General features: G+C 63.4%; 15 protein-coding genes, 1 tRNA gene and 1 pseudogene. 8 read left to right on the top strand and 9 right to left on the bottom strand.

Annotation, left to right across the window (positions count from 1 at the left end; genetic code table 11):
- Positions 1–4: 4 nt before the first annotated feature.
- Positions 5–1,477, top strand: a complete 1,473-nt coding sequence (locus V6617_RS16075; RefSeq protein ID WP_338610745.1) for a pyridoxal phosphate-dependent decarboxylase family protein — start codon at positions 5–7, stop codon at positions 1,475–1,477.
- Between the two features lie 129 nt (positions 1,478–1,606).
- Here V6617_RS16075 and V6617_RS19035 read toward each other — a convergent pair.
- The 3 genes and pseudogenes from V6617_RS19035 to V6617_RS16085 form a co-directional block, all read right to left on the bottom strand.
- Positions 1,607–2,040, bottom strand: a pseudogene (locus V6617_RS19035) (integrase); the annotation flags it as partial.
- A gap of 297 nt (positions 2,041–2,337) precedes the next feature.
- A complete protein-coding gene (locus V6617_RS16080; RefSeq protein ID WP_338607933.1) occupies positions 2,338–3,087 on the bottom strand; it encodes a 3-oxoacyl-ACP reductase family protein in 750 nt (249 codons plus the stop codon).
- A gap of 42 nt (positions 3,088–3,129) precedes the next feature.
- A complete protein-coding gene (locus V6617_RS16085) occupies positions 3,130–4,098 on the bottom strand; it encodes an oxidoreductase (protein ID WP_338607934.1) in 969 nt (322 codons plus the stop codon).
- 80 nt (positions 4,099–4,178) lie between these two features.
- Here V6617_RS16085 and V6617_RS16090 point away from each other — a divergent pair, with 80 nt between their 5' ends.
- Positions 4,179–5,147: an AraC family transcriptional regulator gene (locus V6617_RS16090; protein WP_338607935.1), complete on the top strand. Its 969-nt coding sequence runs from the start codon at positions 4,179–4,181 to the stop codon at positions 5,145–5,147.
- Between the two features lie 45 nt (positions 5,148–5,192).
- Here V6617_RS16090 and V6617_RS16095 read toward each other — a convergent pair whose 3' ends face one another.
- The gene (locus V6617_RS16095; protein WP_338607937.1) at positions 5,193–5,366 is read right to left on the bottom strand and encodes a hypothetical protein; all 174 of its coding nucleotides are present in this window, start codon (positions 5,364–5,366) and stop codon (positions 5,193–5,195) included.
- A gap of 51 nt (positions 5,367–5,417) precedes the next feature.
- On the bottom strand, positions 5,418–5,882 hold the full coding sequence (locus tag V6617_RS16100) for a carboxymuconolactone decarboxylase family protein (RefSeq protein ID WP_338607938.1): 465 nt from the start codon (positions 5,880–5,882) through the stop codon (positions 5,418–5,420).
- 309 nt (positions 5,883–6,191) lie between these two features.
- On the opposite strand from V6617_RS16100, the gene V6617_RS16105 reads away from it, so the two are divergent.
- The 5 genes from V6617_RS16105 (at position 6,192) to V6617_RS16125 (ending at position 9,956) form a co-directional block, all read left to right on the top strand.
- Positions 6,192–6,947, top strand: a complete 756-nt coding sequence (locus V6617_RS16105; protein ID WP_338607939.1) for an SDR family oxidoreductase — start codon at positions 6,192–6,194, stop codon at positions 6,945–6,947.
- Positions 6,948–6,984: 37 nt separating this feature from the next.
- Positions 6,985–7,602 (top strand): Rrf2 family transcriptional regulator, encoded by a 618-nt coding sequence (locus V6617_RS16110; RefSeq protein WP_338607940.1) that lies wholly within the window; start codon positions 6,985–6,987, stop codon positions 7,600–7,602.
- Positions 7,603–7,604: 2 nt separating this feature from the next.
- Positions 7,605–8,246, top strand: coding sequence for a response regulator transcription factor (locus tag V6617_RS16115; RefSeq protein WP_338607941.1), 642 nt, complete (start codon positions 7,605–7,607; stop codon positions 8,244–8,246).
- Positions 8,247–8,329: 83 nt separating this feature from the next.
- On the top strand, positions 8,330–8,704 hold the full coding sequence (locus tag V6617_RS16120; protein WP_338607942.1) for a response regulator transcription factor: 375 nt from the start codon (positions 8,330–8,332) through the stop codon (positions 8,702–8,704).
- Between the two features lie 4 nt (positions 8,705–8,708).
- Complete coding sequence (locus V6617_RS16125; RefSeq protein WP_338607943.1) at positions 8,709–9,956, top strand: sensor histidine kinase; 1,248 nt, start codon at positions 8,709–8,711, stop codon at positions 9,954–9,956.
- Here V6617_RS16125 and V6617_RS16130 read toward each other — a convergent pair.
- From V6617_RS16130 to V6617_RS16145, 4 genes are all read right to left on the bottom strand, one after another.
- A complete protein-coding gene (locus tag V6617_RS16130) occupies positions 9,953–10,537 on the bottom strand; it encodes a glutathione binding-like protein (RefSeq protein ID WP_338607944.1) in 585 nt (194 codons plus the stop codon). The genes V6617_RS16125 and V6617_RS16130 overlap by 4 nt on opposite strands.
- 141 nt (positions 10,538–10,678) lie before the next feature.
- Positions 10,679–10,755 (bottom strand) — tRNA-Arg (locus V6617_RS16135).
- Between the two features lie 119 nt (positions 10,756–10,874).
- The gene (locus V6617_RS16140; RefSeq protein WP_338607945.1) at positions 10,875–12,308 is read right to left on the bottom strand and encodes a HAMP domain-containing sensor histidine kinase; all 1,434 of its coding nucleotides are present in this window, start codon (positions 12,306–12,308) and stop codon (positions 10,875–10,877) included.
- A 26-nt stretch (positions 12,309–12,334) separates the two neighbouring features.
- Positions 12,335–13,753: an NAD(P)/FAD-dependent oxidoreductase gene (locus V6617_RS16145; RefSeq protein ID WP_338607946.1), complete on the bottom strand. Its 1,419-nt coding sequence runs from the start codon at positions 13,751–13,753 to the stop codon at positions 12,335–12,337.
- Between the two features lie 280 nt (positions 13,754–14,033).
- On the opposite strand from V6617_RS16145, the gene rpmH reads away from it, so the two are divergent.
- On the top strand, positions 14,034–14,168 hold the full coding sequence (gene rpmH / locus V6617_RS16150; protein WP_264225450.1) for a 50S ribosomal protein L34: 135 nt from the start codon (positions 14,034–14,036) through the stop codon (positions 14,166–14,168).
- Positions 14,169–14,185 lie beyond the last annotated feature (17 nt).

The raw sequence follows: 14,185 nt of genomic DNA on the forward strand, positions 1-14,185 counted from the left end.
AATGATGGATGTGCTGCGCAAGCCTGCGTTCTCGGAAGCCGAAGAAACGCTAGACCCGTTCGACTGGAGCGATGTCCGGAAACTCTCGCATCGAATGGTCGACGATTCGATCGACTACCTCCGCGATGTCCGCGAGCGTCCGGCATGGCGGAAAATGCCGTTTGAGGTGAAGGAGACTTTCGAGCGGCCGCTCCCAAGGTCTCCCATGCCGCTCGACGAGGTCTATCGGCAGGTCAGCGACAACCTAATGCCCTATCCCATGGGCAACATACATCCGCGCTTCTGGTCCTGGTACATGGGGTCGAGCAATTTCACCGGGGCATTGGCGGACTTTCTTGCGGCCGTCCAGGGGTCGAACCTCGGCGGCGGCAATCATGCCGCCGCATTGATGGACGTTCAGGTCGTTAACTGGTGCAAGGAGATGATGGGATTTCCCGCCTCCGCCAGCGGAACGTTGGTGAGCGGCGGCTCGATGGCCAACCTGCTCGCTCTCACCGTCGCGCGCAACTTCAAGGCGGGAGTGAATATCCGCGAGGACGGCATCGGCGCGATCGAAAGGCCGCTACGCTTCTACGCCTCGGACCAGGTGCACAGCTGCCACCGCAAGGCGGTGGAGGCGCTGGGGCTGGGCAACAAGTCGCTTCGCCGTGTTCCCACGGATGCCGAACTGCGGATCGACATCGCCGCTCTTCGGGCCGCCATTTCGGAGGATCGGGCCGCCGGCTTTAACCCGGCCTGCCTGATTGCTACGGCCGGCACGGTCAACACCGGCTCCATTGACGATCTGGAAGCTTTGGCTGACCTGGCGGCGGAAGAGGCTCTCTGGCTTCACGTCGACGGCTGCATAGGAGCCCTACTGGCGATTGCGCCAGCGAATGCCTATCGCGTCTCAGGCATTACGCGCGCCGATTCCGTAGCTCTCGACCCGCACAAATGGCTGCACGCTCCATTCGAGGTCGGCTGCGTTCTGGTCCGCGACGCCTCCGCGCATCGCGGCGCCTTCGCCGTCACGCAGGAATATCTCGAATCGACGCCGCGCGGGCTCGCATCGGGCAATTGGCTGTATGAATACGGCCTGCAGACGACGCGCGGTTTCCGCGCGTTGAAGGTCTGGATGGCGCTCCTGGAGCATGGTGTCGAGAAGTTTGGCCGTCTGATCGACCAGAACATCGCGCAGGCGCGTTATCTCACCAGCCTGATCGAGCAGGAACCCCTGCTCGAGCTGGTCGCGCCGACCAGCATCAACATCGTCTGCTTCCGCTACAAACACGATGGCATTGACGAAGTCGGGCGCAAGGCCCTCAATCTCGAGATCATGCTGCGGCTGCAGGAAGAGGGTATCGCAGTGCTTTCGGACACGACCGTCCATGGCGAGCACTGCCTGCGGGTGGCGGTCAATAACCACCGAACCCGGCACGAAGATCTGGACATGCTCATCCAGGAGACGTTGCGGCTCGGCGCACTGCTCATGCCATGACAGCACAGCGGACCAGGCCCGGGCGCACATGCACGGCATCGGTTACATCGAGATGGCAAGCGGTCATCCGTTGCGAGCAAATGACCGCCCCCTGTTCAAATTTCGGTCCGTTCAGCAAGAAGTCGAGATGACCCATTCATCGACCAGGCGCGCATACTGTCGCGTGCTCATGTGCTGATTGTGGTCGACACGGCTTGGAAGGGCCTAGTCACTGGCACTACCCCCTCGCCGTTCAAGCCAGGCCCATAGGCTGGCACGCACATCGCTGATCAATTCAATCGGACAGGACGTCCGGTCTTTTGTTGAACGACCACTGCCCGTGTTCGAATCTCGAGCCCAGTGACCAAGTCGCCAGTCTTGACCTTGACGAGATCGCATCCGTAAAGCTTGCTGTCGATTGCGAGATCGAACAGGGCACGGTCTCGAAATCGGCCTTCCCGGTCCAGAAAGAAACGGATTGCCAAAATCTGCTTCCGGGTCAGAGGATGCTTGGTCCCTACAGTCTTTCCGGTATTCCACGCAGCCCGTCCTCGGGCCAAAGCATCAGATCTTGAGTATACCATCGAAGGTCTCCTTTGGCGCTGATTGGCCAAGAGAGAAACGCTGAGATCGGCAGGCGCTGGGCCGACAGCCGAAGGTCCGGTTCCAGCTCGGAAACGGACGAAGCTGACATTCGGCATCCGCGCAATTTCGGTCGGTATGGCCGTGCATGACGAAGCCCAAAGCTGCCTTTCGGCCGGATGGCGACGTCGCTAAGCATTCCATTCCTGTCGTTCAATCGATGCGACATCCCGAAGGTTGCGAAAGCGGTGTGCGTCAACCCGGATTGACGCACACCTGATACTTCTGGTCAGCTACGCTCAGGAGGTCAGACCGCCATCCACAGTGATGCTGGATCCGGTGACGAATGAGGCAGCCTCGGAGGCCAGGAAGGCGACCACCGCGGCGATTTCAGGCGGCTGGCCCAGACGGCCCAGCGGAATCATCGATTGCAGATGCTCGGCAATCGGGCCGCTGCCCGGGGTCATGTCAGTGGCGGTGGGACCGGGCTGCACGGCATTGACGGTAATGCCGCGCGGGCCCAGATCATGGGCCAGACCTCGGGTCATGCCCTCGATGGCCGATTTGGTCAGGGCATAGACGCTGGCCATCGGGCTGCCGATCCGCCGCACGGTATTGCTGGCGATATTGATGATCCGGCCGCCTTGCCGCATATGGGCCAGGGCCTGCTGGATGGCAAAGTAGCTGGAACGCACATTGACGGCGATCATGCGGTCGAAATCGGCCTCGCTGACGTCATCCACCATGCCCAGCACCATGATGCCGGCATTGTTGACGAGAATGTCGAGGCCGCCAAACTGCGCCGCAGCGTCATTGATCGCTTTCCGGACCGCAGCGATGTCGCCACTGTCAGCCTTGATGGCCCTGGCATAGCCCCCGGTTGCTTGAATTTCGGCCGCCACCTGCCGGGCCGCGTCTGCGCTGGCCGAATAGCTGAAGGCGACCTGGGCGCCGTCTGCCGCCAGTCGGCGGACAATCGCGGCGCCGATGCCGCGTGAACCGCCGGTAACGAAGGCGCGCTTGCCGGCAAGGCTTGGAGAAGTTGTCATTAAAGGCACTTTCTGCCGCTGGGCGGCTGGGTGAGGAAAACGTCAGTTGAGGGAAAGGCCGGTCATGGCTTCGGACATTGTCCATAGCCGCTCGGCGAAACTGGCATCAGCCGCCCAGGGGGCGACGCCCTTGCGACCGGCTTCGGCAGTGTTGATCTCGACGATGTCGCTATCTTCGCAATAGACGCCGCCCAGGCCGGCCAGTAACGGGCTGGTGGCGCACCAAAGGCTCATCGCCGCCGCCTGCTCGACGGTTTTCATTCCCTTGTCAGGGTCGACGCGCGGCTGGCCTTCGCTGTCATTGGTATCGAAGCCGGCGATTTCTTCCGCGCTGAGGTGCCGCGCCAGCCCGGTCAGAACCTGGCCGGGATGGAGGGAAAACGCGCGGATGCAAGCGTCCTTGCCACGAGCATCAAGTCCCATGGCAAAGAGCGCATTGGCCGTCTTGGATTGGCCATAGGCCACCCATTTGTCATAGGGGCGCCTGGTGAAATCCACATCGTCGAAATCGATGCCGGCGATCTGGTGCCCGCGTGACGATACGCTGACGACGCGCGCCTCGCCCGCGCGGCGCAACGCCGGCCACAGCCCGAGCGTGAGCCGGAAATGGCCGAGATGATTGGTGGCAAACTGGCCCTCATGGCCATCGGCATCGCGGGACAGCGGCGCTGCCATGATGCCGGCGCTGTTGATCAGCATGTCGATGGCGCTGCCGGACGCCACTACCCTTGCGGCAAAGGCAGCGACCGATGCAGCCTGGGTGAGGTCGAGCGCATCCACCTCGGTTCGGGCGATCCCGGCCAAGGCGAGGGCAGCGCGGGCCGGGTCGCGGGCCGGGACGATAACACGGGCGCCAGCACCCGCCAGGGCCCGAACCGTTTCGAGGCCGATGCCGGAATGGCCGCCGGTGACAATGGCGGTCTTGCCCGCCAGATCGATGCCCTCGACGACCTCGGCGGCCGTACTGGCGGCGGTGAAGGGCGATCCGACGGGACTTTGAAGATTGCTCATGTGTTCTGCTCCGCTTGTCATGCCTACTGATATGACCTACTTCTTCGGATAAACCAGTCAGTGAAGTCCGAGATAATATCGTGATCGTCCAGAACTCGCCCAGCGATGCACTGTCCGCCGTGCTCAACACCATCAATGCCGTGGCGCTGTGTTCCATCAGCCTGCAGGCCGGCGGACGCTGGGGCATCCGCTTTCCCGCGCCCGCCAACATCAAATTCAACGTGGTGCGGCGGGGCGGCTGCTGGCTGCTTACCGAGGGCGACGAGCCGGTTCGGCTGGAGGCCGGTGATTGCTTCGTGGTCGCCAATGGACGCTTCGATCTGGCCAGTTCGCCCGGCGAAAAGCTCACCTCGGCCTATGACGTCTTCTCTACCTCCACCCTCGCCGGGCAGCTCGGCGAGGGTCGCGACTTTGCCATTCTGGGCGGCAGCGTGCGGCTCGACACCGTCGATGGCGTCGTGTTGTCCGATGCGCTGCCGCAGATCCTCGTCATCAAGGGCGGCTCGGCCGCGCCGATCGCCTGGCTGCTCGACCAGCTCGACCGGGAATGGGATTCCGGCGCACCGGGCGCACAACTGGTCTGCAATGACCTGCTGCGAATGGCCTTCATCCATGTCATCCGGGCGCATCTGGCGCAGCGGGACGCGGCAAGTCCCGGCTGGCTGGGCGGTCTCACCGATCGGCACATCGCGCCGGTCCTGCACGCAATGCACGCCGCGCCCGAAAGGGACTGGACGCTGACGGAGTTGTCGAGCCTTGCCGGGCAGTCGCGGTCGAGCTTTGCCGCGCGCTTCAAGCAGCGCGTCGGCCTGGCGCCACTGGACTATCTGATGCGCTGGCGCATGCGGCTGGCAGCTGGGCGGTTGCGCCGCGGCGGCGATCCCGTGGGCAGCATCGGCGCCGCCCTGGGCTACCGCTCCGAAAGTGCATTCGGCGCCAGCTTTCGTCGGGTCTACGGCATTTCGCCCGCGCGTTATCGCGCCGAGTGCAAGCTCAGCGGGCCAGCACATCCGCATATTCAGGATACAGTGCCACAAAGCGTCCCATGAAATCGCAGCGAACCTGAACCCGCTTTCCGCTGCGTCGCATGAGTTCTAAGACACCCTTGGCCAGCTTGTGCCAAGACCCTGGCCGGCATGCTCAAAGGGAATCTGGGTATGGGTGAGCACGACGGTCTCATCTTCGAGGTGGTAACAAACCGAGGCCGGCTCGCCCCCGGTCGCCAGTTCAAAGCGGTGTTCGGCCAAATTGTCGGTGATCGCGGTCATGTTAGGCTCCCCGTCAATGGGCGACCGGAGCCAGGTCCCGGCCGTCAGGCTTCAGGCGGCGAAGCTGGCCGCAGGTTCGATGGGGTGGACGGTGCGGGCAGCGATCTGCAGCCGGTTCCAGGTATTGATCGCGCCGATCATCACCGTCAGCGTGACCAGTTCGCTCTCGTTGAACTGGCTCTTGACCAGCTCGTAATCGGCATCCGGCGCATGGGTGGCAGCGATATTGGTCAATGATTCCGTCCAGGCCAGAGCTGCCCGCTCGCGGTCTGTATAGAGCGGAGACTCCCGCCAGGCATCAAGCAGGAATATGCGCATCTCGGTCTCGCCATGCTGGCGGGCATCCTTGGCGTGAATGTGCAGACAGGCGGCGCAGCCATTAATCTGGGATGCACGCAGCTTCACCAGTTCAGCCAGGCTATGTTCGAGACCGCCTTCGGTGATGGCGGCCTCAAGCGCCAGCAGCGACTTGGTCAGGTTTGGCGCGACTTTGAAAGGCAGGAAGCGGGGTGTCATGACGTTGGCTTTCGGTGTGGGTTTCGATGTCCCCACTCTCCAGGCAGGACGGGTATGGCCGACAGTGGCCGCAATCGATACCGAGCCTCGCCTTTGGCATAGGGCGGTCATGCCAAAGGCTGTTCGCAGCGGCAGAATGGCCGGGGTCTTTCCTCCCGGGGTCCATGGATAGGGCGGGCCGCTAATCTAACGGACAGCCCTAATTCGTCCGAAGTCGACCCGGCGATCCGGTTCCTTATGCCCCGGTTCAATGGCGGATCTCGCGTCAAGGTCTAGGTTTCCCGGAGCATTCAACCGAGGAGACTAAATATGAAGATCGTTGTTATCGGCGGCACGGGCCTGATCGGATCCAAGGTCGTGACCAATCTTCGCATCATGGGCCATGAGGCAATCGCCGCTTCGCCCGGCACGGGCGTCAATACTATTACCGGCGCAGGTCTGGCCGAGGTGCTGGTCGGCACCAATGTGGTTGTCGATGTCGCCAATTCGCCATCGTTCGAAGATGCCGCTGCCCTGGAATTCTTCCAGACGGCGGGCCGCAACCTTCTCGCGGCCGAACAGGTCGCTGCGGTCAGGCACCACATCGCCTTGTCAGTCGTCGGCACCGAACGCCTGCAGGCCAGTGGCTATTTCCGGGCCAAGATGGCCCAGGAAGAGCTAATCATGGCATCAACGGTGCCCTATACCATCCTGCGTTCGACGCAGTTTTTTCCCTTTGTCAGCGGCATCGTCAAATCCGGCGCCGTGGACGATGCAGTGCATCTGTCGCCTGCTCTGGTCCAGCCGGTCTCGGCCGATGATGTGGCCGAGGTCCTGGCGTCGATCGCCCTGGCCGCTCCCATCAATGGCATGGTGGAAATTGCCGGACCGGAGGCGTTCCGCCTCGATCAGTTTGCGCAGAAATATCTTGCCGCCAAGCAGGACGGTCGGCGCATCGAGACCGATAAGCTGGCGCTTTATTTCGGGACTGAGCTTGATGATCGCTCCCTGACGCCTGGACCGAACCCTCTGGTCGGCAAGGTCACCTTCGACAGCTGGCTGCGCGAGTCCATTTCGCCGGACTGATCTGGTGTTTATAACACATACCGACTAAGGTGGCGTTATGAACGCGCCACCTTATCAACCCGAACAACCAAACCGGCCGGCAGCGCCCAGCCTTTATGGCGCGGCGGTGGAATATGCCATCCATTGCCTGGTCTGGCTGGTGACGCCGCGCGAGCATCCCGCCAGCAGCCGCGATCTTGCTCAGCTGCAGGGCATCTCGCCCGCCATGCTGGCCAAGATCATGCCCAAGCTGGAAAGGGTCGGCATTGTCGTTGCCAGCGGTGGCGTGCATGGCGGCTACCGGCTGGCCCGCGCACCGACCGATATCAGCATCCTCGACATCATCGACGCAGTGGATGGCGGCAAGCGCCTCTTTGACTGCAAGGAAATCCGGCAAAACTGCGTGCTGTTCGGCGGAGAAGCGCCAGGCTGGAGCGGCGCCGGGACATGCGGCATTCATGCGGTCATGCTGCGTGCGGAAAAAGCCATGCGGGCCGAACTCGCCAAGACTACGCTGGAGGATCTAGGGCGCGCCTACAAGGCCCCGCCCGCCTTCTTCGTCGAGGTCGGGCAATGGTTGGACGGAAGGGTCGGCAAGCGCGAGCAGGCGCGCCTCAAGGGCATGCGCCGGGGTGGCCGGCAACTGCAAGACAATGATGCGATAGCGGGGGAGTGAGCATGGCCAATGCAGTGCAGGCGCCACAGGTGATCGTTGTTGATGACGATGATGCCGTCCGGCTGTCGATTTGTGAACTGCTCGAATCGGTGGGCTTGGCGTCGCGCGGCTTTGCCTCGGCCCGGCAACTGCTCGACAGCGATGCCCTCGATCGGGCCGGCTGCATGATCCTCGATGTCCGTATGCCCGGCCTCAGCGGGCTGGATTTCCAGAACCAGCTGGTCGCCAGCGGCGCCTCGGCAGCCATCATCTTCCTCACCGGCCATGGCGACATTCCCATGACGGTGCAGGCAATGAAGGCCGGTGCCGTCGAGTTCCTGACCAAGCCCGTGCGCGACCAGACGCTGCTCGACGCGGTCAATCGGGCCATTGTCATCGATGCCGGCAAGCGCGGAGCGGAAGAGGCCACGCGCGCCAACATTGCTCTCTTCCATACCCTCACGCCGCGCGAGCGCCAGGTCATGTCCGCCGTCGTCGATGGCGCGCTCAATAAGCAGATCGCCTTCGAGCTGGGCATCTCGGAAGTCACGGTGAAGCTGCATCGCAGCAGCGTCATGAAAAAGATGCAGGTGCCGTTCCTACCGCATCTGGTGCGGGCCTGGCAGTCGCTCCCCAGTGACCTGCGCGACGGCATCAGCAACTAAACCATCGTATAGCTGGCGGACGGAGGCGAAAGGGATGATGTATCAGCACCGAACCGTTTCCCCGAAGGGCGAAAGCCATCGCCTTGTCCCGCGCCCACCTCATTGCCATCATCGACGACGACGCGGCGTTGCGCGTGGCGTTGCAGGAACTCCTGGCCGTCCTCGACTTCGAGTGTCGCACCTTTGCCGATGCGGCGGCGTTTCTGCTGGAGCGCCGACCGGGCGAGTATGCCTGTGTGATCAGCGACCTCAACATGCCCGGCATGGACGGTCTGGCCCTGGTGCAACACCTCCACACCGTCGAGCCGGCGCTGCCGGTTATCCTCATCTCGGCCCAGGTCGATCCAGCCATAAGGGCCAGGGCCCTGCGCGCCGGCGCCATTGCCTATCTGGGCAAGCCCATCGACGATGCCGTGCTGCATCGGCACCTGGTCGCCGCGCTCAACCGCCGGCGCTGATGCCATGCGCATGAACGATGCCGACCACGCGGCCCTGCACATCGAACTTGCCCAAGCCAGGGCTAGCGCCGCATGGTACCGCCAGATGTTTCACCGGGCGCCGGTGGCACTGATGCTGGACGATGCCAGCACCATCGCCGCCCTGGTGGGCCAGTTGCGCCGCGATGGGGTCACCAACATAGAGGCCTATCTCGATGCCAATCCGGCCTTTCTCGAACATGCGCTCGATACCATTACACTGATCGAGCCCAACGAACGGGCCATCGCCCTGTTCGGGGCCACCGATGCCGCCGAGTTGATGCAGTCCGTGCGCCATATCTGGCCAGATGCGCCGGACACGTTTCGGCGCTCCTTCGTGGCCCTTTATAACGGCGCCTCCCACTTCACCGAGGAGACTCGGGTTCGCACCCTGGATGGGCGCACCATCGACGTGCTGTTTTCGCTCGCCTTTGCCGGTCAGAGCGAACTGGCCGGAGCCAGTCTCAACGGCATGCTCGACATCTCCGACCGGATCGAGGCAGAGACAAGGCTCCGCCAGGTCACGGCCGACTTCAGCCATGCCGCCCGCATTTCCACCCTGGGGGAACTGACGACGTCGATTGCCCACGAGATCAAGCAACCACTCTCGGCCATCCTGACCAATGCCCAGACAAGCCTGCGATGGCTGGACAAGGACGAACCCAATCTCGACAAGGTAGTGCAGCTGACCGCCCGGATCGTCGAAAGCGCCCAGCGCGCCAGCGACATTATCGGCCGCATCCAGGACATGGCCGGCAAACGGCAGTCGGAACGTAGCCTGATCGACCTCAATGCTATGATCCGCGATTGCCTTGCCTTCCTGCGCCACGAATGCGAGGACAAGGGCGTCCGCGTCCAGCTCGAACTGGCTGCGCACCTGCCCGCCGTGCAGGGCGATCGGGTTCAGCTACAGCAGGTGGTCGTCAATCTGGTCGTCAATGCCATCCAGGCCATGGAGGCGGCCGGCGGGACGCCGCGCACGATCACCGTCAGCACCGCTTCCGGCGCCGACGACAGCCTGCATCTTCGCGTATCGGATAGCGGACGGGGCATTCCGGAGGCAGACATGCCCCGGCTCTTCGAGAGCTTCTTTTCTACCAAGGAGGCGGGGATGGGCATTGGACTGGCCATTTGCCGCTCGATCATTGCCGCCCATGGCGGCACCATTAGCGCCGCCAATGCGCAGGCTGGCGGGGCAGTCTTTGAGGTCGTGCTGCCCCGGCGATTGCTCTAGATCAGGCCCTCGTAGCGCATTGACGCAACCACTGCCGGCCGGGCGGCAAGCCGGTCGCGCAATTGCCCCAGGACCTCGGGCACCCTCACCTCGAACCGCACAGCCCAGAGCAGCATCACGAACAGGTAGAAGTCGGCAACGCTGGGCGTCTCACCGAACAGATAGTCCGTCGTGAGCCCATCGGCGAAGTATTGCAGCTGCCGGGCAATGGTCTGTCGTGCTTTCGCCTTTTCCGTCTCGGCGCCCGCGTGCCACATCGGCTTGAACGCACGATGCACCTCGGTCGAGATATAGGTCAGCGCTTCGAGAACACGGGTGCGACCCAGAGGCGTGGCGACGCCGAGGTCCGGATACTCCGCGGCAATCCAGTCCAGCACGGCGATGTTCTCGGTCAGCACCTGCCCGTCGCCAAGGACCAGGGCGGGAACATAGCCTTTCGTCGTCACCAGGCTGAAATCGCCGCCAGAGGTCAGCTGCTTGGTCTTGAGGTCGACGCGCTCCAGCGCGAACTGAACTCCGGCTTCGCGCAACGCGATATGGTCGGCAAGGCTACAGGCAAGCGGGCTGTAATAGAGCTTCATCGGGATACCCTTTCATGGACGGAACGGCACCATTTTGCCAGCCGGGTCCACCCGGGTGAATCAGCCCTAAGGTTGCCCACCCCATCCGAAAGGTAGGGCTAATCAATCTAAAGGCCAATTCCGACAACGTTAAAGAAAATATGGCGCGCCCGAAAGGATTCGAACCTCTGACCCCCAGATTCGTAGTCTGGTGCTCTATCCAGCTGAGCTACGGGCGCGCAGTGCCGGTGCGGTTAACGCGGTGTCGGGGGCGATGCCCCGAGCGGCAGGCGAACGCTTATACTGGCTCGGCGGCCATTGCAAGGGGCCAGCAGGGGAAGTTTTCGAGGAAATTTCGTCAGCCGCCCGCTGCGGCACCCGATGGCAGATCGATGGCGAAAGCGGTTCCCTCCGCGGTTTCGAGCAGTTCCACGCGCCCGCCATTGGCTTCGATCAGTTCGCGCACGATGGCGAGGCCCAGTCCCGTGCCCCCGGCCCTGGCCGAACCCTCGAAGGCGACGAACAGGTTTTCCCGCGCGCGCGGCGGCAGGCCCGGTCCGTTGTCGGCGACGACCAGCCTCACGTCTTCGCCCGTCCGCTCATGGGTGAACCGAACATAGGGCGTGGCGATCTCGGGGCTGGCCTCGAGCGCTTCGCGGGCATTTTTGAACAGATTGGTCAAAACGCGGGCCAGATGATCGGGATCGACAAGGATCACCGAATCGTCAGGAACCTGATTTTCAAAAACGATCCGAGGATGCCCCGTCAGCCCACCCGAAAGGGCAGCTTCAAAACCGAGAGCCCGAAGATCGACAGGCTCGGCGCTTGGTGGGGCCGATTGCTGGCGTCCGTAGTCGAGCACGGTCTGGGCAAAGGCAATGGCCTTGTCGAGCGTGGTCACCAGCCGGGGGGCCAGTCGCTGCACCTGGGGATCATCGAGATTGGCCACCTGGTCGGAGAGCAACTGGGCCGAGGTCAGCATGTTGCGCAGGTCATGGTTGATCTTGGAGACCGCCATGCCCAGATCGGCAAGGTGGCGGCGCTGGCGCAGCATGGCGAACAACTCGGCCTGGGTATCGGCCAGCGCGCGCTCGAGGATGCCGATCTCGTCGCGGCGCGCCGTGTCGGGCACGATCACAAGCGTGCCGTTTTCAGGGTTTTCGCGGAAGGCCAGCATCTGGTTGGTGAGGCGCTTGATCGGTCCGATCAAAAGGCTCTCGGCCAATATGTATATGACGAAGGCCGTCACCCCCGCGATGACGATCGAAACGAGCACGATGTTGCCGGCATAGGTGAGAAGGTCGGCTCGCAGCGGGCTTTCGGGCATCAAGATCTCGACCACCGCATCGCCTGCGCCGGGCGGCACGCCGACGATGCGCAGGGTGCGCTGGCCGCCCACCACGAGTGTATCGAGCGCCTCGATGATAAGGCGCATCGGGTTGGTGTCGCGCAGATCGGCCAGGTGGGGCTGCTCGGGCATGGTGACCGCCTCGAGCCCGATCAGATCGGTCTGGCCCTCGCGGCGGTAAACGATGGCGATGGCGCCGGCCGCCTGCAACAGTGGATCGGTGATTTCGGCGGGCAGGTCCATCACATCGGGCGCGGTATCGAACACGCGTACGGCCACACTGCCGACGCGCAGCCGGTCCTCGAGCCAGCCAACGCGGTAGTTGGCGAGCGAGGGGAGGAAGACGGCGATTTCGACAAGGAGAATGACCAGCGCGATCGCCGCTATGATCTTGACGGACAGGCCGGAGAACGGACCTGGCACCTTGGCGATGTCGCGTGTCATTGTGCCAGCCTACAACCCGATTTTACCTATGGCAACAAACGCTTAAGCAGACGACGCCAGCCTGCGGGGGCTGCGCCGGGGTGGTCGCGCGCATATTCGGCGGCGGCAAGGGGTATGATCTGGGCGAACGACGGATATGGCGCCACCAGCCCCCCGAGTTCCGATGGCGTCATTTTCCGCGCAATGGCGAGAGCAAAGACAGGCACGAGTTCAGGCGCCGTCGGGCCCACGACCCCGGCGCCCAGCACCCTGCCGGCGCTGTCGATGATGATTTTGACCTGCCCGTGCGGTTGGGCGCGCGCCCGCGCCGCATCGGTCTGGGCCAGCGCGATGCGGACGATTTCGAAACGATCCTTCAATTTTGCCCTGGCCTGGGCCTCCGTCATCCCGACCCGCGCGATGGCCGGGCTGGTATGAACGATGCGCGGCACAAGGCCCTCTTTGCTCACCGAACCGGTAATGGCATCGACGGCAAGTTCGGCGCTGTGACGTGCGGCGTGTACGCCCTCATGTCCGGCAGCATCGCCGACAATAAAGATGCGGCGGTTGGCGGTCCGGCCGAACCGGCCGAGTTCGGGCCGCCGCCCCTGCATTGCCACGCGGGCCAGCTCCAGGCCCAACCCCTGAAAATCGGGCTCGCGTCCCGTCGCAAACAGCAGATGGCTGCCCACGATCCGGTCCTCGTGGGGGCCGGCCTTGATGTCGAGAACGATATCCTGATCGTCGCCGCCGGCGACCGAAACGATGCCCGTGTGGGTGTGCAGTTCAAGTCCTTCGGCCCGCATGCGGCGCAAGACGATATCGACCAGCTCGGGGTCTTCCCCGGCCAGCGGCTCGAGCATTTCGACAAGTGTCACTTTTGCGCCCAGCCGCAAATGGGATTGGGCAAGCGCCAGCCCGGTCGCCCCGGCCCCCACGACAATCAGATGAGACGGACGGCGGGTCACTTCGAAAATTGTTTCAGGCGTAAAGAACGGCACACCGTCGAGCCCGGGAATGTCCGGCACGACAGGGCGGGTGCCCGTGGCGATCAGGAAGTGGGACGCCTTTATCGACCGGCCGCCGACGTCAATTGTGGATGGGCCGGCAAAGCGGGCCCGACCGCTGACGGTCTCGATGCGCTGGGCAATCAGGTGCTCGGGAGAAACTGTCGGGCTCGCCTCTTGGATCATGGCACGGATGCGCGCATTGATGCGGGCGAAGTTGATGCGTGGCTCGTCGGTGCCAAGGCCGAAATCCCTGGCGGTGCGGATCTGGTGGGCACGCTCGGCGGCGGCGGCCAGCGCCTGGGCCGGCTGTGCGCCCCAATTGTGCGCAACGCCGCCAAACTCTCCGGCCTCAACCAGCACGACGCGCAGCCCGCGCGCAACAGCGCGCTCGGCGGCCGCGATCCCGGCCGGACCGGCCCCAATGATGCAAAGATCGATCCCGTCGCCCTGCGCCACGCGCCTGCCCTCAACCTTTGGCCTTGATCCTGGAGCCTGTCCGAATCCATGATGGGTTACGGTCCCGCTTTTAGCGCGGCCAATGCACGCTGGCCAGCGCCAGAAAACACACGCGATTGTGGCCATCGCGCAATTGACTTGCCCCCGGGTTTTCCCTATAAGCCGGCCAACCTTTGCCGATGGCCCGGGACCGCTTGTCCCATTCCCTTTCGCGCAAGACCTAAAGACAACAGACAAGCTTAACCAGAGGATCGCGCGGACCGGCGCGCGATGAACCATAATGAAGCGTACTTTCCAGCCGAGCAATCTTGTGCGCGCCCGCCGTCACGGTTTCCGTGCCCGCATGGCGACCAAGAACGGCCGCAAGATCCTCAATCGCCGTCGCGCGATCGGGCGCAAGCGGCTTTCGGCATAAGTCGGGCCTGGCTCCGA

Source organism: Pelagibacterium nitratireducens (assembly GCF_037044555.1).
GTDB classification, from domain to species: domain Bacteria; phylum Pseudomonadota; class Alphaproteobacteria; order Rhizobiales; family Devosiaceae; genus Pelagibacterium; species Pelagibacterium nitratireducens.